Below are 25,332 nucleotides of genomic sequence, written 5' to 3' on the forward strand. Positions count from 1 at the left end.
AACGATCGGGACTTTATTTGGATGTTTTTTCTACAGGCGTTTTTTTCCGTGTCTAGACTGAAAGTGATTGGGTTAGTTGCTGTTCAATTTGCCGAATATCAACGGAGTATTACCAATGAAAATGACGCACATTCTGACACCCTTGGCCCTGGCAGTATCCGCAGTGGCCGCGTCCACGGCGATGGCCGGACCGTCCGGTTATGCACCGCCGGCCCCTCCACCTAAGCTGTATCACGCGGGTACCGCCGTGGTCCGTTTAGGGGCTGGCTATGTCAATCCGGATTCTTCTTCTTCCAGTAACCTCAGGTATCCTGATGTTTTTCCCGAGTATTCCGGGCTGAAATACGATCTGGACGACAACACCACCTGGCAGTTTTCTGCGATGTTCATGCCGATGGATCACTGGTCCATTGAGTTTGGTTATGTGGGTGAGTCCAGCCACGACCTGGAAATTCGCAATCTCGGCGCGCTCGGTCTGCCGGAAATCCAGGGTAACCGCCGCAATCTTGGCAGCCTGGATTCGTATTCCAGCACGCTGATGGTCAACTGGTTGCCGGTCTGTCCGGAATCCTGGGTACAGCCGTATATTGGCGTGGGCGCCAATTACACCGGCTTCGACAGCGTGAACGTGCGCGCACCGGTCAACGACCTGTTGTTTGAAGTGGGCGATGCCGTCGGGCCCGCCCGCGTCAGCGTGGACGATTCCTGGGGCTGGGCGGCGCAGGTCGGGGTCGACGTGCTGTTCGGCCGCGAGAGCAACTGGCTGGTGAATGCAGCGGTGCAGTACCACGATGTCGAAACGACATCGAGTCTGCGTTACGTTGTCGACGGTGTCACCAATACTGGCGCGCCGCGCCAGTTCGTCAACTCCGTCAGAACCGATCTGGACGTCGATCCCTGGGTGTATACCCTCGGTATCGGTTACAAGTTCTGATCTTTCAATTGCCAATCGGCAGGGAAAAGGCGCTTCGGCGCCTTTTTTCAATTGATCAATTCGGTGAGTTGAAATGACTTCGCCCATCGTTGCCGGTAACCGGCCGCTATGCGTGCCGTTGGAAGCGGGAAAGAATTATTTTTTCTGTGTCTGCGGCCGCTCGCAGGCGCAACCGTTCTGCGACGGTTCGCATAAGGGTAGCGGTCTCGAGCCACTGAAATTTTCCGTGTCAGAAACCGCCGATTACTGGCTGTGTTGCTGCAAGCACACAGCGACGCGCCCGTTTTGCGATGGACACCACAAGCAGTTTGCCGACAGTGATGTCGGGCAGGAGGGGAGAGACGGGAGCGATACATGATCGCTCCCTGCAGTGCGAGTTGATGCGTGGCAGCGCTCAGGGTTCCGCGGGATTGCCGAATACCGGCATGCCGTCTTCAGACCACTCGAACGCCTTGATATAGGTATGGCGGTTGGGATCCCATAGCGGGTCGCCTTCGATTTCGGTGTAGGTGCGCGCGTGGTAGACGAGGATATCCTGCTGGCCGTCTTCCGACACGGTGAAGCTGTTGTGGCCGGGACCGTAGATGCCGCGCTCGTAGCAGCTCTGGAAAACCGGTACCGGTGACTTGGTCCAGCTTGCCGGGTCCATCAGGTCCGCGTTCTCGTCTGCGTACAACAGACCCATGCAGTAGTTGTGGTTGGTGGCACTGGCGGAGTAGGCGATAAACACGCGGCCGTGGCGCGCGATTACCGCGGGCCCTTCATTGACGGCAAAGCCGATGGTTTCCCAGTCGTACTCCGGCACTGTCAGGCAGACGGGCTCACCGGAAATTCGGGTAGGGCTTTCCAGCGGCGCTATATACAGGTTTGAATTACCGGGAATCCCAGGTCCTTTCTGTGCCCAGAGATAGTAACGCTGCCCGCGGTGTTCGAAGCTGGTGGCATCCAGGCAGAAGGTATCGATTCCGGAATCCACTTGTTCCAATAGCCATTCGCCTTCGAGCGGGTTGGCAGCGGTGGTAGTCAGTGCATACATGCGGTGCTGGAATAGATCGTCTTTGATTTCCCGCGACGGTGCCGCAGCAAAATAGATGGCCCAGGTGCCGTCGATATAGTGAATTTCCGGCGCCCAGATCAGGTCGGAATAGGGACCATTGTCCGGCTTGCGCCAGACAGTTACCGGATCGGCGTCGGCGAGTCCCGCGAGAGTCTTCGAGCGGCGCAGTTCCAGACGGTCGTATTCGGGTACCGAAGCGATGAAATAGTAGTGGCCGTCACTGTGGTGGTAGATATAGGGGTCAGCGCGCTGCTCGATCAGCGGTTTCAGGATAGGAGTGGATTCGCTCACTTTGTTCTCCGCAATACATCAGAGTTTGCCCCGCGATTAGCGGGGCGACGAATGATTCAGGGGGTAGACGGGCGCAGGTTGCCGGAGTCGGTCGCGTCGGATGCCGGGAGTGCCTCGCCGCGCTTCAGCTTTGCGTAATAGGCGTCGGTGATCACGTAGCGGCGCATCAGCATACCCATCAGGAAGTGGAAAAAGCCGGGGATCACCGTCAGCATCAGCGCGATTCCCATCAGGGAGAATTCGCTCTGGGCCTGATCCGGCACATAGTCGAAGAAGGCCAGCAGCCAGCCGACCATCGCGCCGGCAATACCCATACCGGCTTTCTGGAAAAATGAAATGCCACCGAACGCGAGTCCGGATGCGCGCTTGCCGGTTTTCGCCTCACCGTAATCCACGGCTTCCGCAATGGCAGACCAGAAAACGGGGGCGTGCAGGTCGACAACGAACGACAGCAGGAAATACAGCACGAAGGCCAGCGCTCTGTCTCCCGGACTCACGGCGAAGAACATCACCACACTGATCGCGCCGACTAGTAGCTGGCTGCGGCTGAACAGCTTGATCTTGCAGTAGCGCTTGGTGATCCAGGTAGAGGCCACCATGGCGAGAATCGCCGCGACAACGCCGGTGGCGAGGAATGCGGACAGGGTCTGCGCGTTGCCACCCAGATAATACTTGGCGTAGTAGGCGGCCACGGAACCACGCACCACGTAGCCGATGGTACCCACCAGGCACACGCCGGTGAGAATCAGCCACTGGTCGTTCTGCAGCAGGTTTTTCGCCTGGGTCAGAAAGGGGGTGCGGTCCGGCTCATACTGGACGCGCTCTTCGGTGGCGAAAAAGCAGAAGATAAACAGCGCTGTTGCCAGCAGGGCCATCAGCCCCATGGCCATCTGGTAACCCTGGGCCAGCTTGTCCTCTCCCCAGGCGGCGGCGAGCATCGGTACCACGATGGTCACCAGGAAGGCGGCAATCTTGGCAAAGAACAGCCGGTAGCCGTTGGCTGACAACCGTTCCTTGGGATCGTCGGTAAGCACGCCGATGATGGAGATATACGGAATGGTGACCGCGGTAAACATCAGCGTGACAAGAATATAGGTGGCGTAAGCCCAGACCAGCTTGCCGTTGTAATCGAAGTCCGGCGTGCTGAAGGTCAGGAACACCGAGATGCCGAAAGGCACCGCGAGAAACAGGAAGTAGGGGCGGTAGCGGCCCCAGCGCGTAGTGAAGCGGTCGGTGATCGTACCCATCAGGGGATCGGTGACTGCATCGATCAGGCGCACCAGCAGGAATAGCAGAGCCATGTCCTGGGGTTTCAGGCCGTAAACATCGGTATAGAAGAAGGCGATGATCAGCATCATCGACGAAATGACCACATTAACGGCCATATCGCCTGCACCGAAACCCACCTTCTCGAAGATGGAAAGCTTGTTGGACTTCATTTATTTCTTTCCCGTCAATCGCTGGGACAGCGGCTGTGCCGCCGGTTCTTTTTATCGTACGTTGGCGCTAGATATATATTATTGTAGTATTAATGTCAAAGCGGAGCGACGTCGACAAATTGCCCCGTAGCCAGCGGCCACCGATCCGGGGCCGCCATGGTATGACGGCTGGTTAATATCCGATCATACCCACAATTGGTGCAAGGGTGCTAACTTGGCTGTGACCGAATGGCGGGCTGCCGTTGTTGGCATCGCACTGTGTTCCGTGTCGCCCCACCAGGGCACTGGCGCAGGCAATTGACGGGGGCGGAAGAGGCCCTTGTTGCCGCTGCCGGCAACACCGGCAAAAATCATAAGGTAGGCTGATAGCTGTACCAATGGTTGGTGGCAGATAGTAGAATAAATTTCCTGTAGGCCCCATTTTTTGAGGGTCTGCCTAGTCCGGTGCGCTACCTGATGCACACCGATTTTATGGCCGGTACTATCGATACAGTAAGCGATACAGTAAGCGATACAGTATGCCCCCAGAGGCGCGGCCATCGCATTTGAGCAAGGCTTATTTATGGCAAAACAGGTCAGGGAAAACCGGCCGCGCAGTGTTCACGCTTGGGTGGCATACGAACTTGGAACCAGGATCGTCAGTGGCGGTTATTCTCCCGGAGAGTACATTCCCAATGAAGCGACTATCGGTGAGGAGCTGAATGTTTCCCGGACCGCGCTGCGGGAGGCCTTTAAACTTCTCTCTGCCAAAGGTCTGATTGAGTCCCGCCCCAAGCTCGGCACGCGTGTGCGACCGAAAGAGTGCTGGAATATGTTCGATTCGGATGTACTCAAGTGGTGCTTCGAGTCGACGCCGTCACCGGAATTCCTGCGCTCCCTGTTTGAAGTGCGCGAGGTAATCGAGCCCAGTTCCGCGGCCCTGGCCGCGAAGCGCGGAACTCCGGAACAGATAGATGCGATTGAAAAGGCCTATCTGGCAATGGAGGAGGCGGAGGCCGGTACCGAGGATGTCATCCTGACGGATATCGATTTCCATATGGCGATTCTGCGGGCGACCAATAACGAATTCATGATTTCCCTCGGCCAGTCGATCAAGACCGCCCTGATGGGGCTGTTCCGCATCAGCAGTGCGGAGGAGTCAGGCTTTGTCGCCTCGCTGCCGGGGCACAAGGCGGTGTATCAGGGCATCCGCGATGGCGATTCCGAGCGGGCGCGCTTTGAGATGAAATCCCTGTTGTCCAAGTCCGTGCACCGCGCGCTGGACACCCTGTCGCAGGAGGATTCCGACCCCGGCGTGAATGTGGCCGTATAGCCAAGTCATTACCGCAGGTCATAAAAAAAGGGCGATCCGAATGGATCGCCCTTTTTTATGTGCAGACCCGATTGCCGCAGTCGGGGGCAGGGCGCCGCTGGCTGGTTACAGTGGCTTGACTGCCGGGATAGTGCGCTCAGCGATTGCGAGGCGATTGCGCAGTGGCCGGCCGAATGGCTTGGCTTCGATTTCAAAGCGGTCGCCCGCGCGGGGCTCGATGCCGTCGCCAAAGCTCAGGGTGGCGGTGCCAAAGAAGTGTACATGCACATGGCCCGGACGGCAGAAACCGGCATACTTGAAGTGGTGTGCTTCCAGGTTGGCGATCGAATGCGACATATTTTTCTCGCCGCTGAGAAAGGCCTTTTCCCAGATCACTTCACCGTCGCGGACGATGCGGGATACCCCTTCGATATCTTCCGGCAGTTCTCCCAGCAGCAACTCGGGCCCGATGGCGCAGGGGCGCAGCTTTGAGTGGGCCAGGTAGAGGTAGTTCTGCCGCTCGGTGACATGGTCCGAGAGTTCATTGCCGAGGGCGAAGCCGATACGGCGCGGGTTGCCCTCGGCATCATTGATATAGATACCGGCGATTTCGGGTTCTTCCCCCGCGTCCAGGGCGAAAGACGGGCTGACCAGCTCGGCTTCCGGCGCTGTGATACTGTCGCCGTCACCTTTGTAAAACCATTCCGGCTGCACGCCGATTTCTCCGGGAGCGGGTTTGCCGGCTTCAACACCCATCTTGAACATTTTCATGGTGTCGGTGAGATCTTCTTCGGCGCTGGCGCTGTTCTGGGCGTGCATCGCTGCGCGGGTGTCGGCGCTGCCCAGGTGGGTCAGGCCGGTGCCGGCCACCATCAGCTGTGTGGGTTCTGGGTGGTCGATCGGCGGCAGCAGGCGGCCCTCATCGATAATCTGCTGGTAGCTGACACGGGTGTCGGAAAGCAGGCTGCGCACCAGCACTTCCAGGGAGCTGTCGGCTTTGATAGCGCGGGTCGCGAGCTGGTGGATACTGTCGACGCCGCTCAGCTGCTCGATGGTCTCGCTGTCGGCGACGGCGCCCACTGCGCGCTGGCCATTTTCGGTAGTGAACTGGATCAGTCTCATCGCTTTATTCTCTTGTGCTGTCAGTTGTTATTCGGGCCGCTTTGGCGCTGGCGATTTTTTATATCATACAATATGATGTTTCTCAATTGGCGCGAAAATCACCGGTTACTTCTATAGGTGATCCGGTCGCGCCGCCCGGACGGGCGCTTGCTTGTCTCGGAAATTATAAAGTCATACAATAATAGTTATGAGAGAATAAAGTGGGGTTCAAAAATGGCCAGTAACGATAAAAAGAAAACGGTTCTGCGGTCGGCCAACTGGTTCGGGACGCGGGACAAGAATGGTTTCATGTACCGCAGCTGGATGAAAAACCAGGGCATCCCGGATCATCATTTCGAAGGCAAGCCGGTGATTGGTATCTGCAATACCTGGTCCGAGCTGACGCCCTGCAACGCACACTTCCGCAAGATTGCCGAATACGTCAAAAATGGCGTGCGCGAGGCGGGCGGTGTGCCGGTCGAGTTTCCGGTGTTCTCCAATGGCGAGTCCAACCTGCGCCCCACGGCGATGCTGACCCGCAACTTGGCAGCGATGGATACCGAAGAGGCGATCCGCGGCAACCCGATCGACGCCGTGGTGCTACTGGTAGGTTGTGACAAGACAACGCCGGCGCTGCTGATGGGCGCAGCCAGCTGTAACCTGCCCACCATCGTCGTGACCGGCGGCCCGATGCTGAACGGCAAGCACAACGGCAAAGATGTGGGGTCTGGCACTCTGGTGTGGCAGATGAGCGAGGAGTATAAGGCCGGCAATATCTCCCTGCACGAATTCATGAGCGCGGAAGGCAGTATGTCGCGCTCCGCGGGTACCTGTAACACTATGGGTACCGCATCCACCATGGCCTGTATGGCCGAATCCCTCGGCACCAGCCTGCCGCACAACGCAGCCATTCCCGCCGTTGACTCGCGCCGCTACACGCTCGCGCACATGTCCGGCATGCGCATCGTCGAGATGGTGCATGAGGACCTGACCCTGTCCAAGGTCCTGACCAAGGAAGCTTTCCACAACGCCATTCGCACCAATGCGGCGATTGGCGGTTCCACCAATGCGGTCATCCACCTGAAGGCCATCGCCGGGCGCATCGGCGTCGACCTGGATCTGGACGACTGGAAAGAGGGGCGCGGTATTCCGACCCTGGTCAACCTGCAGCCGTCCGGCAAATACCTGATGGAGGAGTTCTTCTATTCCGGCGGTCTGCCCGCGGTACTGCGTCGTCTGGGTGAGTCCGGCAAGCTGAATCGCGACGTGCTGACCGTCAACGGCAAGACCCTGTGGGAGAACGTAGAAGACGCGCCCTGTTACAACGATGATGTCATCCGCCCCCTGGACAATCCGCTGGTGGACAACGGCGGTATCTGCATCTTGAAGGGCAACCTGGCGCCGCGCGGCGCGGTTTTGAAACCCTCCGCCGCCAGCCCGGATCTGATGAACCATCGCGGTCGCGCAGTCGTGTTCGAGAGCTTCGACCACTACAAGCAGCGCATCAACGATCCGGATTTGGATATCGATGAAACCTGTGTGATGGTATTGAAGAACTGTGGTCCGAAGGGTTACCCGGGCATGGCCGAGGTGGGCAACATGGGTTTGCCGCCGAAGCTGTTGAAGCGCGGCATCAAGGATATGGTGCGTATCTCCGACGCGCGTATGAGCGGCACGGCCTTCGGCACCGTGGTGCTGCACGTCGCCCCTGAAGCGATGGAGCTGGGCCCCCTGGCCGCGGTGCGCGACGGTGACATGATTCACCTGGACGCCGAGGGCGGCATCCTGCAGCTGGAAGTCTCCGGCGAAGAGCTGGCCGAGCGCCTCGAATCGTTAAAGTCTAACCGGGTCATCGCCTCCACTGGCGGCTACCTGGAAATGTACCGCGAGCGGGTGCTGCAGGCGGACGAGGGCTGCGATTTCGACTTCCTGGTGGGTTGCCGTGGTGCCGAAGTGCCTTCCCATTCGCACTGACGCTACCCGGATTGCAGTATCTGCCAAATAAAAAAATTTTTGAGCGAATGATGAAACTGAGTAATCAATATCCCAGCCTGAAAGGCAAAACCGTATTTGTGTCCGGCGGCGGCTCCGGTATCGGTGCGAGTCTGGTGGAGGCGTTTTTCCAGCAGGGCACCAATGTCGCATTCGTGGATATCCAGCAGGCGCCTGCCGAGGAACTGGTCGCGCGGCTGCGCAGTGAAAATCCTGACCAGACCGCAGGCCTGAATTTCTATCACTGCGACTTGACGGAAATCGACCAGCTGCGCGCGACCATTGAACAGGCCGCGCAGGATCTCGGCCCGATTTCCGTGCTGGTCAACAATGCCGCCAACGATACCCGCCACGACTTCCGGGAAGTGACCCCAGAACAGTGGGACAAGTGCACCGCGGTAAACCTGCGCCACCAGTTTTTTGCCGCGCAGGCGGTTTATCCGTTTATGAAAGAACTGGGTGGAGGCTCCATCATCAATCTGGGTTCGATGAGCTGGCACGCAGGCCAGGGCGGCATGCCCGGCTACACCAGTTCGAAAGCGGCGATCGAAGGCCTGACCCGCGGACTGGCCCGCGATATGGGGCCGGATCATATCCGTGTTAATACCCTGGTACCCGGTTGGGTCATGACCGAAAAACAACTCACGCACTGGGTGACTGACGAGGCGCTGAAAGACATCGAGCGCGGTCAGAGTATTAACGACCGGCTGATGCCGGAACACATCAGCGCCATGGCGCTATTCCTGGCCTCCGACGACAGCAGTATGTGTACCGCACAGAACTTTATCGTCGATGGTGGCTGGATTTAAAAAGTGGCTTGGTAGCGCGGCGAGCGGGTGAGTCGGGCTTCCGTGCGAAGTCCCGGATTTATGCCGGCCAGCCGATGGCTTTGCAGCACAACCACTGTTCCAATATTTAACAGGAGAACGACCAATGTCGATCAGCGGAAACCAATTGATTGCCGGCCAGTGGATCGCCGGTAACGCGGGCAACTTTCACGGCGTCAATCCGGCCACTGGTGCCGAACTGGAGCCGGTATTTACCTGCGCCGACGAAGCCCAGGTAGATACCGCGGTTGCCGCGGCTACCGCCTGTGCCACTGAATTTGCCAACACTTCTCCGCAGAAGCGCGCCGAGTTCCTGAATACCTGCGCCGACGAAATCATGGCGCTGGGTGACGAACTGCTGGAACGTGTCTCCGCGGAAACCGGCTATCCCCGCGCGCGTGCCGAAGGCGAGCGCGGCCGTACCTGTGGCCAGCTGAAGCTGTTTGCCGAGTGGATCCTTTCCGGCGATTACCTGGAAGCGCGTATCGACACCGCGCTGCCGGATCGCCAGCCGCTGCCGCGCCCCGACCTGCGCAGTTATAACCAGGCGCTCGGCCCGGTGGCGGTGTTCGGCGCGAGCAACTTCCCGCTGGCATTTTCCGTAGCCGGTGGCGATACCGCTTCCGCATTCGCAGCCGGTTGCCCGGTAATCGTCAAGGGACACAACTCTCACCCGGGTACCAGCGAACTGGTGGCCCAGGCCATCGCGCGCGCGGTGACCAAGTGTGGTCTGCCCGCCGGTGTGTTTTCGCTGATTCTCGGTGCCGGCAACCGCGTCGGTGCGGCACTGGTCACGGCGCCGGGTATCAAGGCCGTGGGCTTCACCGGTTCCACCGCCGGTGGCACGGCGCTGTTCAAACTGGCCAATGAACGCCCGGAACCGATCCCGGTATTTGCCGAAATGGGCAGCATCAACCCGGTCGTTCTGCTGCCAGAAGCCCTGAAGAATTCCGCTGAATCCATCGCCGAAGGTTTTGTCGTTTCGCTTAACCAGGGCACCGGCCAGTTCTGTGTAAATCCGGGCCTGGTATTGGCAGTGGAAGGCGAGGGCCTCGATCGTTTTATCGGCGCCACCACCGAAGCCCTGTCGAAAGTCTGCGCCGGCGTGATGCTGAATAAAAATACCCAGCTCGGTTACCAGAGCGGTGTCGCACACATGCGTGACCAGCCGGGTGTTGAACAGGTGGCCGCTGGCGAAGCTGTCGCTGACGGTGAAGGCTTCACCTGCCAGGCGGGCCTGCTGACAGTGAGCGCAGAGGATTTCCTCGGCAACCGCGCGCTGCAGGAGGAGGTATTTGGCCCCATGTCTCTGGTAGTGAAGTGCCGCGATCACGCGGAGCTGCTCGCTGCGGCCTCCGCGCTGCAGGGCCAGCTGACCGGTACACTGCAGTGCACCGAGGCCGAGCTGGCGGATTACACCGATCTGGTAGAAGTCCTGCGCCAGAAGGTTGGCCGCATCTTGGTCAACGGTTTTCCCACCGGTGTGGAAGTCTGTCACTCCATGATGCACGGCGGCCCTTATCCGGCCGCCACCGATGCGCGCTTCACCTCCGTGGGTACCCGCGCGATCGCGCGCTTTGTTCGCCCAATCTGCTTCCAGAATTATCCGGAAGGTCTGTTGCCGGATGCGCTGAAAGACAGCAATCCGCTGGGCATTCCGCGTCTGGTCAACGGGGAAAGCACCCGTGATGCAATGTGAACTGGTCATGCCGCGCGGAATTGACGCGGCAGAGTTACCACTTGGCGGTGCCCAGGCGCCGCTGCAGCTGGTAACTCTGACGAACAGCCGTGGCACGGAGGTCAAGTTGAGCGACCTCGGCGCCAGCCTGGTGTCCATCCACACGGAGGATCGCTACGGTCATCTGGACAATATCCTGCTGTCCTACGCGGACCCGCAGCACTGCCTCGACAATCACTGGTATCTGGGTGTCACTGCCGGCCGTGTGGCCAACCGCATCGGCGGGGCCAAGTTCAGTCTGGAAAACCGGGAATTCCGCCTACCGGCCAACGACGGCGCCAATCACCTGCACGGCGGCCCCGCGGGGCTGAGTACCAAGCGCTGGACACTGGTGCAGAGTGAGTCCGGTGCGGCGGGGCAGTCGGTGACCTTCCGCTGTGAAAGTCCCGATGGTGACGCCGGCTATCCGGGCAACCTAGTGGTGGAATTGACTTACCGGCTCGGTGAGGATGACCGCTTGACGCTGGAGTACAGTGCCACGACGGATCGCGCCACACCGGTCAACCTGACCAATCACTGCTACTGGAACCTGGCTGGCCGCGATGGGATTCTCGATCACGAGCTGGTTATCTATGCCGAGCAGATGCTCGAGCTGGACAGCCAGTTGATCCCCACCGGAAAGCTGTTGGATGTGGCGGGCACGCCGGTAGATTTCTCCCGGCGCAAGAAGATAGGGCTGGATATCGAGGCCTGGCCCGGCGGTTACGACAACTTCTGGGTGGTCGACGCCACGGCGGAAAAACGCCTCAAACCGATTGCGACACTGACTCACGCGGCTTCCGGGCGCAGCGTCAGTATCGCATCCACCGAAGCGGGCGTGCAGTTTTACAGCGGTAATTTTCTCGACGGCAGCCGCAATCGCGAAAGCGGTTCGCCAATGCAACAGTATGCCGGCCTCTGCCTGGAAACCCACGGCTTTCCCGACGCGCCGAATCACCCGCACTTTCCGTCGGTGATCCTGCAACCGGGTGAGCAGTACCGGCAGACGACGATTTACAGTTTTTCTGCGGAATAGATTTGCAGCGGCCGGCGTGCAGCGACGCGCCGACCAAAAACCAAAATAAATATAAACAGAACCTTGCGATGAGGAGGTCACTATGAAAATCATCCAGAGACTGGCAACCGGTCTGGCACTCACCTTGTGCCTGGCGCAATCCGCCGCGGCGATCACCGTGGGTTTTTCCCAGGTCGGCTCCGAGAGCGGATGGCGCACCAGCTTCAGTGAATCCGTCAAGGCGGAAGCCAAGCGCCGCGGTATCGAGCTGAAGTTTTCCGATGCGCAGCAGAAGCAGGAAAACCAGATCAAGGCCGTGCGCAGCTTTATCGCCCAGGGCGTGGATGCGATCATGATCGCCCCGGTGGTGGAAACCGGCTGGAAGCCGGTATTGCGCGAAGCCAAGCGCGCGCGTATTCCAGTAGTGATCCTCGACCGCAATGTCGACAGCAAAAACCCCTCCCTCTTCGTTACCCGCATCGCTTCCGATTTTGTCGAAGAAGGGCGCCGCGCGGCCGACTGGCTGATGCAGAAGACCGACGGCAACTGCAATATTCTCGAACTGCAGGGCACGGTTGGCGCAACTGCGGCCATCGACCGCATGAAAGGCTTCAATGAAGTCATCGGCAAGTACCCGAACGCAAAAATCGTGCGCAGCCAGACGGGTGAATTCACCCGCACCAAGGGCAAGGAAGTAATGGAAGCCATGCTCAAGGCAGAGGATGGCGGCAAAAATATCTGCGCACTGTGGGCGCACAACGATGAGATGGCGCTCGGCGGTATTCAGGCCATCAAAGAGGCCGGGCTGAAACCGGGCAAGGATATCCTCGTGGTTTCCGTGGACGGTGTGCCGGATTACTTCAAGGCCATGGCCGATGGCGATGCCAACGCAACTGTCGAATTGAATCCGCACCTGGGTGCGCCGGCGTTTGATGTGATCCAGCGCTACCTGGATGGCGACCACAATATCGACAAGCTGATTACCACCACCGGCGGCCTGTACACCCAGGCGACGGCGGCCGAGGAATACGCGAAACGCGCGGCCAAGTAACAGTGGTGGTACCCATGACGCTGCTAAGCCTCAGTAAAGTTGAAAAGCGCTACCCGGGAGTCAAGGCACTGGATGGTGTCGATTTCCATCTGCGCGAGGGAGAAGTCCACGCGTTGCTCGGGGAAAACGGTGCGGGCAAGTCCACTCTGGTCAAGGTAATGACCGGTGCCCTGGACGGCGACGCCGGCACCATGACCTATCTCGGTAAACCGCTGAAACTGAAAAGTACCGCGCACGCGCAGTCGGTCGGCATCAGTACCGTGTACCAGGAAGTCAACCTGCTGTCGAATCTCAGCGTGGCGCAGAACCTGTACCTGGGGCGCGAACCGAAGAAGTTCGGCCTGATCGACTGGAAGCGCATTCACCGGCAATCCCGCGCCGTGCTGGAGCGCTTCGCGCTGGATATCGATGTCACCCAACCGCTGTCGAATTATTCGGTGGCGGTACAGCAGCTGGTTGCGATTGCCCGCGGCGTGGACATGTCGGCGAAGGTCCTGGTGCTGGACGAACCCACCGCGAGTCTCGATGCCGGCGAAGTGGAGCAGCTCTTCGGCGTATTGCGCGAACTGAAGTCCAAGGGCATCGGTATCGTCTTTATCACGCATTTTCTCGACCAGGTTTACAGCGTCAGCGACCGCATCACGGTCCTGCGGAATGGCACCCTGGTCGGCGAATTCGAAACGGCCCAGCTCCCGCGCAAGGCTCTGGTCGGGCATATGCTCGGCAAGGAATTGCAGGAGGCCGCGCATCGCAGCGGTACCCGCGAAGCGCGCGCCGCCGGTGAAGCGTTGCTGGAAGCCGCGGACGTCAGTGTGCAGGGCTCACTGCAGCCGACCAGCCTCACGGTAAACCGCGGTGAAGCGGTGGGCCTGGCGGGCCTGCTCGGTTCCGGGCGCACAGAAGTGTGCAAGGCGGTATTCGGTGTGGACAAGGTGTCGTCTGGGAAGCTGACCTTCAAGGGCAGCGAGCGCCGCTTCCGCCAGCCTGCCGACGCGATTGCTGCCGGCCTGGCGCTGTGCCCGGAAGACCGCAAGACCAGCGGCATCGTCGGGCCCCTGTCGATTCGCGAAAATATTGCCCTCGCCTTGCAGGCGCGCCGCGGCTGGTGGCACCCGATGAGTCGTGCTGAGCAGCAGAGGCTGGCCGAGCGGTTTATCGAGGAATTGCAGATCGCCACGCCGGACGCGGACAAACCAATCGAACAGTTGAGCGGTGGCAACCAGCAGAAAGTGATACTGGCGCGCTGGCTCGCCACCGAGCCAGAGCTGTTGGTGCTGGACGAGCCGACCCGCGGTGTCGATATCGGCGCGCACGCGGAAATTCTTAAATTAATCAAAAAGCTGTGCAGCCAGGGCATGTCGCTGCTGGTGACTTCTTCCGAACTGGAAGAGCTGGTGGCATTTTCCGACCGCGTCGCCGTCATGCGCGACCGCCGCAAGGTGGCGGAAATCGAAGCCGGAGATATTTCCGAAGACACGATTATGCGGGCCATCGCCGAGGCCTGATAGCGGCTTCCGGGGCATGCTTCCCGGTTTCTGCAAGAAGTACACAACGAATAAAAACGTCCTGGAGGCGTGATGTGAGTAACCTTCAATCCGCTGCTCTCCCCGAGCAGCCAGTTTCGCCAGCCGGTCTGCGCGGAAAACTGCCATCCCTGTCGGGGCGCTACCTGTGGCCGCTGTTGGGATTGTTCTGCCTGCTCGCGATCAATCTCGTGCTGACGCCCGAATTTTTCCATATTGAATTCAACGATGGCCGTTTCTACGGCAGCCTGATCGACGTGCTGAATCGCAGTGCACCCGTAGCGCTGTTGGCCATCGGCATGACACTGGTCATTGCCACCGGCGGTATCGATCTTTCCGTCGGTGCCACCATGGCCATTGCCGGTGCCGTGTGCGCAAACCTAGTTGTCAGTGGTGTCGACAGTGTTTTTGTACTGCTTGTCGCCGGCCTTGTTGCGGGCTTGGTGGCTGGGGCAGTGAATGGTGGTCTCGTCAGTATTCTGGGAATTCAGCCAATTGTGGCCACGCTGATCCTGATGGTGGCGGGTCGCGGAATTGCGCAGCTGATCAACGCGGGCCAGATCGTCACTTTCCAGCACGCGGGGTTTGCGTTTCTCGGTACCGGTGATTTCCTCGGCCTGCCGTTTCCGGTGGTGTTGGTATTGATTGTCTTTGCCGCGGTGCAGCTGCTGATGCGCAAGACGGCGCTGGGCCTGTTTGTGGAATCGGTCGGCTGTAATGCCGGCGCCAGCCACTATCTGGGCATCAATGCGCGCGCGGTAAAAATGCTGGTGTACTGCATCGCCGGTCTCTGCGCGGCGCTGGCGGGCATGATTTCCGCGGCGGATATTCAGGGCTCCGATGCCAATAACGCGGGCCTGTGGCTGGAGCTGGACGCGATTCTCGCGGTGGTGATCGGCGGGGCCTCGCTGATGGGCGGGCGTTTCTCGCTGGTGCTGTCACTGGTGGGCGTGCTGGTAATCCAGTGCCTGAGTACCACCATCATCATGAGCGGCCTGCCACCCAAATTTAACTTGCTGATCAAGGCCCTGGTGGTCATTTTCGTACTGTTGCTGCAGTCGCCACGTTTTCAGGCGCAGATGGCGGCACTGTTCAAGCGCGTGAAGAAGCAACCGGGGAGGGCAGCCTGATGCAATCCAGATATACCACCCTCACCGTTACCGCGGGCCTGTTCATGCTGCTGTTCCTGGCCGGCTCCCTGCAGTTCGACGGGTTCGGCAGCACCCGGGTCTTTGCCAACCTGTTCAGCGACAATGCGTTTCTGGCCATCACCGCCATCGGCATGACCTTTGTGATTATTTCCGGGGGTATTGACTTGTCCGTCGGTTCGGTGATTGCGCTCACCGGTGTGGCCTGCGGTTTGCTGATCGGCCAGTACGGATTGCATCCGCTGCAAGTGTTCCCCATCGTCCTGATCGGCGGGGCCCTGTTCGGCGCCGGCATGGGTGCGCTGATTCACTATTACAAGCTGCAGCCGTTTATCGTGACACTCGCCGGCATGTTCCTGGCCCGCGGTCTGGCGACGACCCTGAGCGAGGAGTCGGTGCCCATCGACCACCCGTTTTACGATGCAGTGGCGGACTTCGGCATTCAGTTGCCCGGCAATGCCTGGGTCGGTGCCTCCACCCTGATACTGCTGGCGGTACTGGTTGCCGCCATCGTGCTGGCACATTTCAGCCGGCTGGGCGGTTACATCTATGCCCTGGGCGGCAATGCCCAGTCCGCGCAGCTGATGGGAGTGCCGGTCGCGCGCACGACCATCGCGATTTATGCCATCAGCGGATTCCTGTCTGCGCTCGGTGGGATCGTCTATTCCTTTTATACCTTTTCGGGCTACTCGCTTGCCGCGGTGGGCACGGAGCTGGACGCAATCGCTGCGGTGGTGATTGGCGGAACCCTGCTCACCGGCGGTTCCGGTTATGTGGTCGGCACCCTGATCGGTGTACTGATCATGGGGGTAATTCAGACCTATATCTCATTTGACGGTACGCTCAACAGCTGGTGGACAAAAATCGTGATAGGGTTGTTGCTGTTTGCATTTATCGCCCTGCAGAAACTGTTGACTGGAAAGCGCCTTTTGAGCGCGAACGGAACAAGGGAATTCAGTCATGCTTGATGTTCAACGGCTCGACGTCATAGAGGTAAAGAACACCCTCGGTGAAGGCGTGCAGTGGAATGCCCAGGACCAGAGCGTCTGGTGGACCGATATTCAGGAGAGCAGGCTCTATCGACTGCAGTGGCCGAGCCGCGAACTGGAAGTCTTCGACATGCCGGAGCGCCTCTGCGCCTTCGCCTTTACGGACCAAGCGGACTGCATCATCGCCGCCTTCGCCAGCGGCTTTGCCCTCTACGATTACCGCGCCGGACAGATCCTGTGGCAGAAGGTACTGTTGTCCGCGGATTCCGGTATGCGTTTTAACGACGGGCGGATCGATCGCCACGGCCGTTTCTGGGCCGGCACCATGGTTGAGGTCGGCTCGGAGGATGCCCGCGCGGCACTCTATCGGCTGGACCCCGATGGCGAGGTGCACTGCATGGCCGATGGGATCCAGATCTCCAATGGTTGTAGCTGGAGCGCCGACGATACCCGTTTCTATTTCGCCGATTCACCGCGCCGAACCATATACAGCTATGACTACGATGCGGACAGCGGCGCTATCGGCAATCGCCAGGTTTTTGCCCGCACCCTGATGAATCGCTATCCGGATGGCGCGACGGTGGATGCCGAGGGCTACCTGTGGTCCGCGCAGTGGCGCGGTGCGCGAGTAGAGCGCTACGCACCCAATGGCCGCAGTGCCGGAGTCGTACCGCTGCCGGTGAGCCAGGCAACCTGTGTCGCCTTTGGCGGTAAGGATATGGACCTGTTGTTTGTGACCTCCGCGCGGGATTCACTGCCGGAATGGACACTCGGGCGGGAGCGATTTGCCGGCGGCTTGTTTGTATTCAAGACTCCCTTTCGCGGGCTGGCCGATAGCCGCTTCGCTGCCGGCGCTTTGCTGGAGGTCCAGTTACACGAGGCGAAGTTACATAGCGCATAGGATCGCATTTCGGTAGAGTGTGTGTCAGTGACGGGGTGGCGGACTTTTTTGTAGGCTTCTGTCCCGTGTCAAAGCCAATCGGCGTGTAAGCCGGTTGGCCGGAAATCCACTGCCACTCAGGCGGCGACCATCGGCAAGGAGGCCGGGTTATGGCGCTATCCCATCCGCGATTCAGTCTTCCATTCCTTCTCTTTCTCAGCCCTCCGTATTTTTGCGGCCGTATTTGGGCGCAAATCGGCACTTGGCTATTTCTATTACTGGCGTGCAGCGCCTACGGGGAACCGTCGTGTCCGCAATGGCCGGTAGGCCGCGCGCGGGCTGAAATCAGCCAGCTGCACGACAAGGTAGTGCAGTGGGACAAAGCCTTTTACCTCGAGCACAAGTCCCTGGTCGATGACGCCGTCTACGACAAGGCGCGGGCGACGCTTGCGCTGTGGAATCTGTGCTTTCCGCAGTTAGCCCGAGCGGCAGCAAAACCGAATGTAAATGGCGTGCAGACGGTTGCACATCCGGTAGTGCACACCGGACTGAGAAAACTGCATTCCGCCGCCGCCGTGGCCGACTGGCTGAAAGGGCGCAGCGACGTCTGGATTCAGCCTAAGGTGGATGGCGTGGCGGTGACGCTGGTCTACCGGCACGGCAAGCTAGCACGGTTGATCAGCCGTGGCGACGGCACCCGCGGCCAGGACTGGACTGCACACGCACGCCGTATGCCCGCCATCCTCGGCGAGATTCCCGATCAACGCGCGGAGCTGATGCTGCAGGGTGAGGTTTACTGGCGATTCGATGCCCACATTCAGGCGGACGGCAGCGACAATGGGCGGGGCCTCGCCAGCGGTGCCATGGCCTCGAAGGCATTGACGGCAGAGCAGGCGCAGTCCCTCGGCATCTTTGTCTGGGAGTGGCCGCGCGGGCCGGCAACCCTGGCGGCCCGTATCGACAGCCTCAAAGCCCTGGGGTACGACACTTCCCCCTTTGCTCACCCTGTCGCGTCGATGGAGGACGTCAAGCATTGGCGCGAGACCTGGTATCGCACGCCCCAGCCATTCGCCACCGACGGCATCGTGCTCAAGCAGAGCCGCAGACCGGATGCTGCACGCTGGCACCCCAGACCGCCGGACTGGGCCGTGGCCTGGAAGTACCCCGCGCAAACTGCGCTGGCACAGGTAGTGGACGTGCAATTTCCGGTGGGTCGCACGGGCAAGATAGTACCGGTAGTGGAGATAGCTCCAACAGAACTGGACGACCGTGAAATCCGCCGAGTCAGCAGCGGTTCCTTCGCGCAGTGGCGGGAATGGGATATCCGCCCCGGCGACCAGCTGCGCATTGCCCTGGCCGGGCAGACAGTTCCGAAAATCGTCGACGTAATACTACAGGCCAGCCAGCGCGCACCACTGCAAGTTCCCGACCCGGATAATTACACACCGCTCACCTGCTGGCACCCGACAACCCAGTGCGAAGACCAGTTCTTGGCTCGGGCTGAATGGCTGGGGAAGAAGCTGGGGTTTCACGGCATGGGGGAGGGCAGTTGGCAGGCGCTTGAGGATGCGAAACTGTTGCCAGACCTGCTGGCCTGGCTTGACCTGCCTGATGCGGCGCTGACGCAAATTACTAGTATTGGCCTGTCGCGGGCACAGACACTGAAGCGAAATTTCCGCGAAGCCCGCACGCGCAGTTTCCGTGAGTGGATGGTCGCACTGGGCATGCCGGCAGCGAATCGCCTGGATGTGGGCTTCTGGCGCGGCGAAGATTTTGCCAGTCTGTCCGCTCGCACATTGGATGATTGGCAACAGTTACCAGGTATTGGCGTGGGGCGTGCAAAGGCGATTGTGGCTTTCCTGCAGTATCCGGACGTTCAGCAGCTGCGCAATAAACTGGCTGCGCAGGGGATCGCCGGCTTTTAACTAATCGCCTTGTGTTGTTGAGGCACTGTGGAGAAAGTTAAACAGTTTCAGCCTGTAATTTCGGCCCCGGGGGCCGTTATTTTTATGTGCGACCAAAAGATATAGGAAATCATACAGATATCAATAAGTTATCTATTTCAGAGATTTCTGGGATATTCGTCTTCTGGACTGTTTTAAAGAACCTACGTAACCATGTAAACGAGCTGGAGAACTTGACTGGATGAGGAATTGCGGACATTCTGACCTCAATTATCACCTTGAATATATTTTAAGGGGATATCAGCCATGAAGAACACGATATAACTGTCATGAATAAAAAGGAAGTCTCGTGGAGCTGTGCGGAAGAGAATTTGCCGGGCCAGTTGGCCCAGAAGATGAATCCATCCCATCAGTGAATGGGGTTTACATAATTGCAGAAGGGGATAATGACGAGTTTGTGCCACTATATATTGGCATATCCGAGAACATCCGCGCACGTATTCTCCAACACGTCGATTCCGGGATCATAGCAAGATATATCAAGGATCTTTCGTCGATATATATCTATTTCTGGGAGACAGATTCATCGATGGAAGCACGACTTGTAGAGAGGGAGCTAATTGCAAAGCATAAGCCAACGATTAATCAGGCTCGACTTAAGGAAGTTAAGAGAAGTTATGAGGCAGCAAAGAGGGTAGACGCAACACGAAGATTATCTACTATTGTTGCTGGTACTTCTGCAACCATTGCAATCGGGATTGCTTTTTCCATGTTGTTTTCGGTTTTCTTTGGTGGAGATAGGGAGTTATCCAGAAAAGAGCTTTCGGAACGAATTGTTTTGCTTGAGTCAGAGCTAGAAAGAAATAATCAAGCTGTCGCGCAAGCTAGAACCGAAATAAAGCGCATTGAAACAGAACTCGGAACAATTGCGCGGCTTCCAAAAGATAGTGCATGGGCTTCCGAAGCTATTCAAATCAACGAAAAGATTGTGACAGTTGATGGTAAGCTGTCTGCTCTGGAGTCGGCGCTAACGGCCGACCCAACGAAAGCTTTAGCGGTCCCAATTTTGAGAAAAGACCTCGATAATGCTCGCGAAGCGTTTAAATCAGACTTGGCGCAAACGAGGTCGGAGATTGCTCAAATATACGACTTAAATAAGTGGTTTATTGGTCTGATGATAACGATTGCAGTCAGCGTATTGGGTTTAGCATTCAGTAGTTTTGTTGGCCGCAGAGAATCGTAACAAGCCCATAAGCTTGAAGTGTAAAAGATGCTAGAGTGCTTTTCTAGAATGACGTGGTTCGCATGGTAGGAGAAGATTTAAATATTCCGCCGGAAAAGATGGGCGTTTTATTATGGATCAAGAACAGCAGCATTGATAATGCCGAAGTCCCATTTTGAGAAATGGATTACAGCGTAAAGGGAAGAGAGTCGCCCTTGGGTTTAGGATTGTGACTGATAAATTATGGCGCTGAAAAATTAACGAGAGTATTTTATGAGTAATGTGCCTCCACCGCCTCCAGAATATAAAAATAAATTGTTCTCTTATGCGCTAAGTAATGCGCTAGAGCCTAAAAAAGTAAATGGCCTTTGGTTTTCAGAAAAAGAAGTTTACCTGGATGGCTACACGTTTGAGGAATGTAGGTTCGATAACTGTAAGCTTCATGTGGCCAATGCTGAGAATGTAAATCTTATTAATTGTTATATTAGTAATGATTCATACTTCGTTTATGGTGCAAGTGCACTTTCTGCTATCAAGCTTTTTAATTGCAGAACAGATTGGTATTACTCAAATGCTCCTTGGTATGTTCCTCAACGAGATGCAAAAGGTCGAATCACATTGAGTAACAATGCCCTATCTAGCCTCGCCGGGCTTGTGAGCAAAAGCAATGTATGAGCCAAATCATCGTATTGCTGCTGAATTTAAACCGGCTAAAAGCGCTATATTTACACTAGGGTCACTATTAATTGCGGCAACCCTGATAGTTTGGGGAGCTTGGTATATTTCAGAAGATAAGCTCTTAGCTGGATCTCTGTTATTTATACCAGGAACTTTGGCTGGTTTCGCAAGCTATCTTTTAGGTTTTCGGTCTAGCAAGGATCAAGATTTGGAAGATGGTCATCCATTTCAAATTTCCGCTAGCGACAGCGCATATGAGTTAAGTGCTGATCCAAGGACTAGCCAAGATGTTCTGCTTAACTTGATTGCAACTGCTGCTCAAACGATGAAGGATCGAAAACCGTTACCTGAAGCTAGTGGGATAGTCGGTAAAGATGGAACTGGCGTAGCTTCAGGGAAAGAGGAGGCAAATAAAACAATTTGTGCAATAAATCAGCAGCAGGTAAACGATATGACGGCGCTGGAAGCGGCGATGACCGTTGAGCAAAAAATCGATCCAGCCATAGTTGCCAAAGCACCAACAAATAAAGAACCAGAATCTCGGTAAAATACTAATAACAATCAGAGTCACGCAAGCCCCCTCGGGTGGGAAGTCCATTCCAGCGCTTCGAGTTTCTACTCTAGCCCGTTTTGTAGACGTTACGCGGGTAACATCAAATGTACTGCCCAGAGAGTAGGGTCCTAAATAGACCAAGAATCTATATAAGGAATTGGGGGCTACGGTTGCGCTACCGCAACAACCGCACCCCATAAATCCCCCCGGCCAGAGATTCCGGCCCCGCCTCAAACCGCAGCTCCAACTTGTCGCTCTCGCGTTCCAACAGTACCTCGGGTAGCGGGTAGTCGACGCTATAGAATTCATCTCCCTTGTCGCCTTTCAGCGCCACATCTGCCAGCTTGACGCCGTTCAGCAGAATCTCGAAGTCTGGAGCATTCGGAAGTCAACGCGTTGCGGAACAGGCTGGCTGCGCACGGGATAGCCGGTTTCTAAGTGCAAGCCGATGTTTCAAGTGCTATAGGTGAAACACGGCGTAACGCTCGTGTCGAAAGCGAGATCGGAATCTATTGCTTTGCCGGCACTCGATGTCGGCGAGCCTGAATTCGGCCGGCGCAAGGTGAATTTGATGCCGGGGTTTTGAGGCTCATACCCAATGACATACAATCGCCTAAACCACTCCAGCCTATCAGTAAGGAAATGAATATGGCGACTGTCACCCTTAAAGGGAATCCCATTACTACCGTCGGTGAGTTGCCCGCAGTTGGCACTATCGCTCCCGACGCCAGCGTAACGATGACCGACCTGTCTGAAAAAAATATCGCTGATTTTCGCGGTCAGCGCCTGGTGCTCAATATCTTTCCCTCGGTGGACACGCCGACTTGTTCAGCCTCGGTGCGTGAGTTCAATCAGCGTGCCGGGGACATGGATAATGTTGTCGTGCTCAATGTCTCTGCCGATTTGCCATTCGCACTGGCACGATTCTGCGGTGCCGAAGGCATTGACAATGTGTTGAGCGGTTCCTGTTTTCGTTCCGATTTTGGTGAGCAATACGGTGTGACTTTTTCTTCCGGTCCGCTGACTGGCCTGCTGTCGCGCTCGGTTGTGGTGGTGGATACCGATGGCAAAGTGCTGTACCGCGAGCAGGTGAGCGAAACCGCCGAAGAGCCGGATTACGCCGCGGCACTGGCAGCGTTGTAACTGATCTCTTCCAGGGCGGAGTGCGGGCGCGCTACCCGGCCGGTGCGGCGCTCGATCCATTTGTCCGGGCCAGAGCGGCTGTGCGGGCCGCAACCGCACCCGCCCCAGGGCAATGATCAAGTGTCCGGGGGCGGGAAGTCCCGGGCGAAAATCGCATCTCAATCCCGCAATAAGCGAATACCGTAGATGCCACCGGCAATGGAACCGGATGCGGCCCTGAAACGCAGTTTCAGCTGCGGCGCTTTACGGTTCTGAATCTGTGGTGTCAGCGGGTAATCCACACTGAAGAATTGATCCCCCTTGTCGCCTTTCAGCGCCACATCTGCCAGCTTGACCCCGTTCAGCAGAATCTCGAAGTTCCGCCCCGCATCCAGCCCGTAATAGGTAATCCGCAGCGTCTTCGCCTCGTGCTTGGGATCCTTGAGCTGATAGCTGAACCAGTCTTTGCTGTGACGCCAGTGGCGGCCGTTGTGAATGCCCGCTTCGGTTTGCTCGCCGGCGAAGAAGTGGTCCGCTTCCGGTTGTTGTTCGCCGGGGGAGATCGAGTCGACAGTCTGAGCCGCCAGTGCCAGGCGCGCGGCGTCCGCCTTGGCGTATTGCTGCTTGCGTTGCGCAAGCTGTTCAGGCGTTTCCACCGGCCAGTAGACCATGTAGCGGGATTCGTGCAGGCGGAAGAAGGGAATCAGTTCCAGGTTGTCGTGGGCTTTGTTGTGGCTGCTGGTCCGCAGTTCCTTCGGTGCGGCGAAGTGCAGCTGGTCGCCGGGCAGGCGCTTGAGGCGCTGTAGGAAATCGTGATCCTCGCTGACGAATACCGGCGATTGGTCCAGCGGGCACATTTGACTGCTGGGGATATGGCCCATGCGGCTGGCGTCTGCGAAAAAGTTGAGTTTTTCCTCGGTAAAGGGCTGCGTCTTTGCCGCCAGTACCACCGGGCCATAGAGCAGCGCGAAGTAGTCGGAACCGTCCGGCATCTGCTCCATTTCCGGATGCATCGGCAGTGCCACATCAATGCGGTCGCCGGCGCTCCAGTGGCGCTTGATCGCGATGTAGCTGCCGGGCTTGCCGTAAAACTGGTAGGGCTTGCCATTGATACGGATTGCCAGTGCACCCTCCGCCACCCAGCTGGGGTACCGCAGCTGCAGGGTAAAGTTTGCATCGCGGTCCAGAGTGATGCTGGTGGACTCATTGTCGGGAATGCGGTTGCGTTGGGTCAGGGTCAGGCTTTTTTCCTTCCACTTGAGGGTGGAGGGAATAAACAGGTTCACGAACAGGTCGTCACTGCGGTGGGCGTAAATCATCGTGCCGTATTTGCTGTGGTTCTCTATCCCGGAGCCGACGCAGCACCACATGGCCTTCTGCGGCTGCGAGTAGACGCGATAGTGTTGCGGGCGCATCGGCGTGAAATAGACCAGGCCACCGGTGTCCGGGTTTTGCGATGAAAGAATATGGTTGTATAGGGCGCGCTCGTAATAGCGCACATAGCGCGTATCCGGATGGGCCAGGTACAGCAGCCGCGTGAGCTTGAGCATATTGTAGGTGTTGCAGGTTTCCGGCCCCTCCACGTCCTCGATCATCGGGGAGAAGTCTTTGCGGCTGTGGAAGTGCTCGCGCACGCTGTTGCCGCCAATGGCGACGGTGCGGTGCTCTACCACTTCGCTCCAAAAATATTCCGCGGCGTCCCGCCAGGTTTTATCGCCGGTGAGCTCACCGACGCGCTCGTAGCCGATCACCTTGGGGATCTGAGTATTGGCGTGCATGCCAGTCAGTTTGTCCTGATGTTTTTCCAGCGGCTGCAGGATGACCTTGTGGGACAGGCGGCGGGCGACCTGAAGGTATTTGTCGTCGCCGGTGATTTCCGCCACATCGGCGTAGACCTCGTTCAGGCCGCCGTGCTCGCTGCGCAGTATGTCCTGTACCTGCGCGTCGCTGAGCTTACCGACCAGGCGTACCCCCCAGTCGGAAAGCTGCACCAGCATGGCTTTCGCCTGCTCGCTGCCGGTATAGCGGTAGGCGTCGCGCAGCCCGGCGAACAGCTTGTGGATGTTGTAGAGCGGTACCCATTTCTGGTTCAGCGTGAACAGGTCTGCGCTGATTTCGCCGGCGGTGATCTGCTGCCACATCTTGGCGCCGCCGGGAATGCCACCGATATAGCCGTCGCCGTTGGCCTTCTGTGCGCGCTGCAATTCACCGAGCATATAGTGCAGACGGTCAAGCACTGCCTGATCACCGCTGGCGGCGTAAGCAAGACTGAGTGCGGAGAGATAGTGGCCGCCGATATGGCCGTCGAGGCCGGTGTTTTCCCAGTTTTCGTAGCTCTCTGCTTTTGGTTTGAGGCCGGCTTCGCGCAGGAACGGCGCCAGTAGCCGATCCGGCTCCATGGACAGGATATAAGCGATATTGGTGTCCTGGGCGTGCTTGAACGGGCTGTCCAGTAGGCGTACGTCGGCAAGCGGGAAAGCTTGTGCCGGTTGTTCCGGCGCTGCGGCGATGGATGTGGTCGCGGTGAGGCTGGCGAAGGAGGACAGGGCGAGGGCAGAGATTATTTTTTTCATGGGGCGGTACCTGCAGAAATACTGT

22 protein-coding genes are annotated in these 25,332 nt (G+C 57.9%); 17 read left to right on the forward strand and 5 right to left on the reverse strand.

Going from position 1 to position 25,332, the window contains the following annotated elements; genetic code table 11:
* Positions 1-115 precede the first annotated feature (115 nt).
* The gene (locus tag IG168_RS15040; protein ID WP_193165243.1) at positions 116-934 is read left to right on the forward strand and encodes an OmpW/AlkL family protein; all 819 of its coding nucleotides are present in this window, start codon (positions 116-118) and stop codon (positions 932-934) included.
* A gap of 73 nt (positions 935-1,007) precedes the next feature.
* Positions 1,008-1,292 (forward strand): CDGSH iron-sulfur domain-containing protein, encoded by a 285-nt coding sequence (locus tag IG168_RS15045; RefSeq protein ID WP_193165244.1) that lies wholly within the window; start codon positions 1,008-1,010, stop codon positions 1,290-1,292.
* 36 nt (positions 1,293-1,328) lie between these two features.
* Here IG168_RS15045 and IG168_RS15050 read toward each other — a convergent pair whose 3' ends face one another.
* Together IG168_RS15050 and IG168_RS15055 are read right to left on the reverse strand one after the other, a co-directional pair.
* Positions 1,329-2,282 carry a glycoside hydrolase family 43 protein gene (locus IG168_RS15050; protein ID WP_319024722.1) on the reverse strand — a complete coding sequence of 318 codons (954 nt, stop codon included), beginning with the start codon at positions 2,280-2,282 and terminating at the stop codon, positions 1,329-1,331.
* A gap of 56 nt (positions 2,283-2,338) precedes the next feature.
* Positions 2,339-3,721, reverse strand: coding sequence for an MFS transporter (locus IG168_RS15055; RefSeq protein ID WP_193165245.1), 1,383 nt, complete (start codon positions 3,719-3,721; stop codon positions 2,339-2,341).
* Between the two features lie 610 nt (positions 3,722-4,331).
* Here IG168_RS15055 and IG168_RS15060 point away from each other — a divergent pair.
* Positions 4,332-5,033, forward strand: coding sequence for a FadR/GntR family transcriptional regulator (locus IG168_RS15060; RefSeq protein ID WP_319024723.1), 702 nt, complete (start codon positions 4,332-4,334; stop codon positions 5,031-5,033).
* A gap of 105 nt (positions 5,034-5,138) precedes the next feature.
* On the opposite strand, the gene araD1 is transcribed toward IG168_RS15060, so the two are convergent.
* Positions 5,139-6,134 carry an AraD1 family protein gene (gene araD1, locus IG168_RS15065; protein WP_193165247.1) on the reverse strand — a complete coding sequence of 332 codons (996 nt, stop codon included), beginning with the start codon at positions 6,132-6,134 and terminating at the stop codon, positions 5,139-5,141.
* A gap of 213 nt (positions 6,135-6,347) precedes the next feature.
* On the opposite strand from araD1, the gene IG168_RS15070 reads away from it, so the two are divergent.
* The 13 genes from IG168_RS15070 (at position 6,348) to IG168_RS15130 (ending at position 21,606) form a co-directional block, all read left to right on the forward strand.
* The gene (locus IG168_RS15070) at positions 6,348-8,087 is read left to right on the forward strand and encodes an IlvD/Edd family dehydratase (RefSeq protein ID WP_193165248.1); all 1,740 of its coding nucleotides are present in this window, start codon (positions 6,348-6,350) and stop codon (positions 8,085-8,087) included.
* 47 nt (positions 8,088-8,134) lie between these two features.
* On the forward strand, positions 8,135-8,914 hold the full coding sequence (locus IG168_RS15075) for an SDR family NAD(P)-dependent oxidoreductase (protein ID WP_226877016.1): 780 nt from the start codon (positions 8,135-8,137) through the stop codon (positions 8,912-8,914).
* A gap of 124 nt (positions 8,915-9,038) precedes the next feature.
* Positions 9,039-10,631 carry an aldehyde dehydrogenase (NADP(+)) gene (locus IG168_RS15080; protein ID WP_193165249.1) on the forward strand — a complete coding sequence of 531 codons (1,593 nt, stop codon included), beginning with the start codon at positions 9,039-9,041 and terminating at the stop codon, positions 10,629-10,631.
* Positions 10,621-11,685: an aldose epimerase family protein gene (locus tag IG168_RS15085; protein WP_226877023.1), complete on the forward strand. Its 1,065-nt coding sequence runs from the start codon at positions 10,621-10,623 to the stop codon at positions 11,683-11,685. The genes IG168_RS15080 and IG168_RS15085 overlap by 11 nt, the downstream gene beginning before the upstream one ends.
* An 82-nt stretch (positions 11,686-11,767) precedes the next feature.
* Complete coding sequence (locus tag IG168_RS15090) at positions 11,768-12,715, forward strand: ABC transporter substrate-binding protein (protein ID WP_193165250.1); 948 nt, start codon at positions 11,768-11,770, stop codon at positions 12,713-12,715.
* Between the two features lie 14 nt (positions 12,716-12,729).
* Positions 12,730-14,220, forward strand: coding sequence for a sugar ABC transporter ATP-binding protein (locus tag IG168_RS15095; protein ID WP_193165251.1), 1,491 nt, complete (start codon positions 12,730-12,732; stop codon positions 14,218-14,220).
* Positions 14,221-14,294: 74 nt separating this feature from the next.
* Entirely contained in the window at positions 14,295-15,368 is a 1,074-nt protein-coding gene (locus IG168_RS15100) for an ABC transporter permease (protein WP_319024724.1), read from the forward strand.
* On the forward strand, positions 15,368-16,354 hold the full coding sequence (yjfF, locus tag IG168_RS15105; protein ID WP_226877017.1) for a galactofuranose ABC transporter, permease protein YjfF: 987 nt from the start codon (positions 15,368-15,370) through the stop codon (positions 16,352-16,354). Before IG168_RS15100 ends, yjfF begins: the two co-directional genes overlap by 1 nt.
* Positions 16,347-17,276, forward strand: coding sequence for an SMP-30/gluconolactonase/LRE family protein (locus IG168_RS15110; RefSeq protein ID WP_193165252.1), 930 nt, complete (start codon positions 16,347-16,349; stop codon positions 17,274-17,276). Before yjfF ends, IG168_RS15110 begins: the two co-directional genes overlap by 8 nt.
* Before the next feature lie 149 nt (positions 17,277-17,425).
* Entirely contained in the window at positions 17,426-19,180 is a 1,755-nt protein-coding gene (ligB, locus tag IG168_RS15115; RefSeq protein ID WP_193165253.1) for an NAD-dependent DNA ligase LigB, read from the forward strand.
* A gap of 328 nt (positions 19,181-19,508) precedes the next feature.
* Positions 19,509-20,402, forward strand: coding sequence for a GIY-YIG nuclease family protein (locus tag IG168_RS15120; protein WP_193165254.1), 894 nt, complete (start codon positions 19,509-19,511; stop codon positions 20,400-20,402).
* Between the two features lie 252 nt (positions 20,403-20,654).
* The gene (locus IG168_RS15125) at positions 20,655-21,056 is read left to right on the forward strand and encodes a hypothetical protein (protein WP_193165255.1); all 402 of its coding nucleotides are present in this window, start codon (positions 20,655-20,657) and stop codon (positions 21,054-21,056) included.
* A complete protein-coding gene (locus tag IG168_RS15130) occupies positions 21,049-21,606 on the forward strand; it encodes a hypothetical protein (protein ID WP_193165256.1) in 558 nt (185 codons plus the stop codon). Before IG168_RS15125 ends, IG168_RS15130 begins: the two co-directional genes overlap by 8 nt.
* A gap of 181 nt (positions 21,607-21,787) precedes the next feature.
* Here the strand turns inward: IG168_RS15130 and IG168_RS15135 are convergent, their stop codons facing one another.
* Positions 21,788-21,976: a DUF6805 domain-containing protein gene (locus tag IG168_RS15135; RefSeq protein WP_319024727.1), complete on the reverse strand. Its 189-nt coding sequence runs from the start codon at positions 21,974-21,976 to the stop codon at positions 21,788-21,790.
* Positions 21,977-22,260: 284 nt separating this feature from the next.
* Between IG168_RS15135 and tpx the strand changes: the two genes are divergently transcribed.
* Positions 22,261-22,755: a thiol peroxidase gene (gene tpx / locus IG168_RS15140; protein WP_193165258.1), complete on the forward strand. Its 495-nt coding sequence runs from the start codon at positions 22,261-22,263 to the stop codon at positions 22,753-22,755.
* Positions 22,756-22,913: 158 nt separating this feature from the next.
* Here tpx and IG168_RS15145 read toward each other — a convergent pair whose 3' ends face one another.
* Entirely contained in the window at positions 22,914-25,307 is a 2,394-nt protein-coding gene (locus tag IG168_RS15145; RefSeq protein ID WP_193165259.1) for a glycoside hydrolase family 127 protein, read from the reverse strand.
* Between the last annotated feature and the right edge of the window lie 25 nt (positions 25,308-25,332).

This window comes from Microbulbifer hainanensis, assembly GCF_014904735.1.
In the GTDB taxonomy this organism is placed as follows: Bacteria; Pseudomonadota; Gammaproteobacteria; order Pseudomonadales; family Cellvibrionaceae; genus Microbulbifer; species Microbulbifer hainanensis.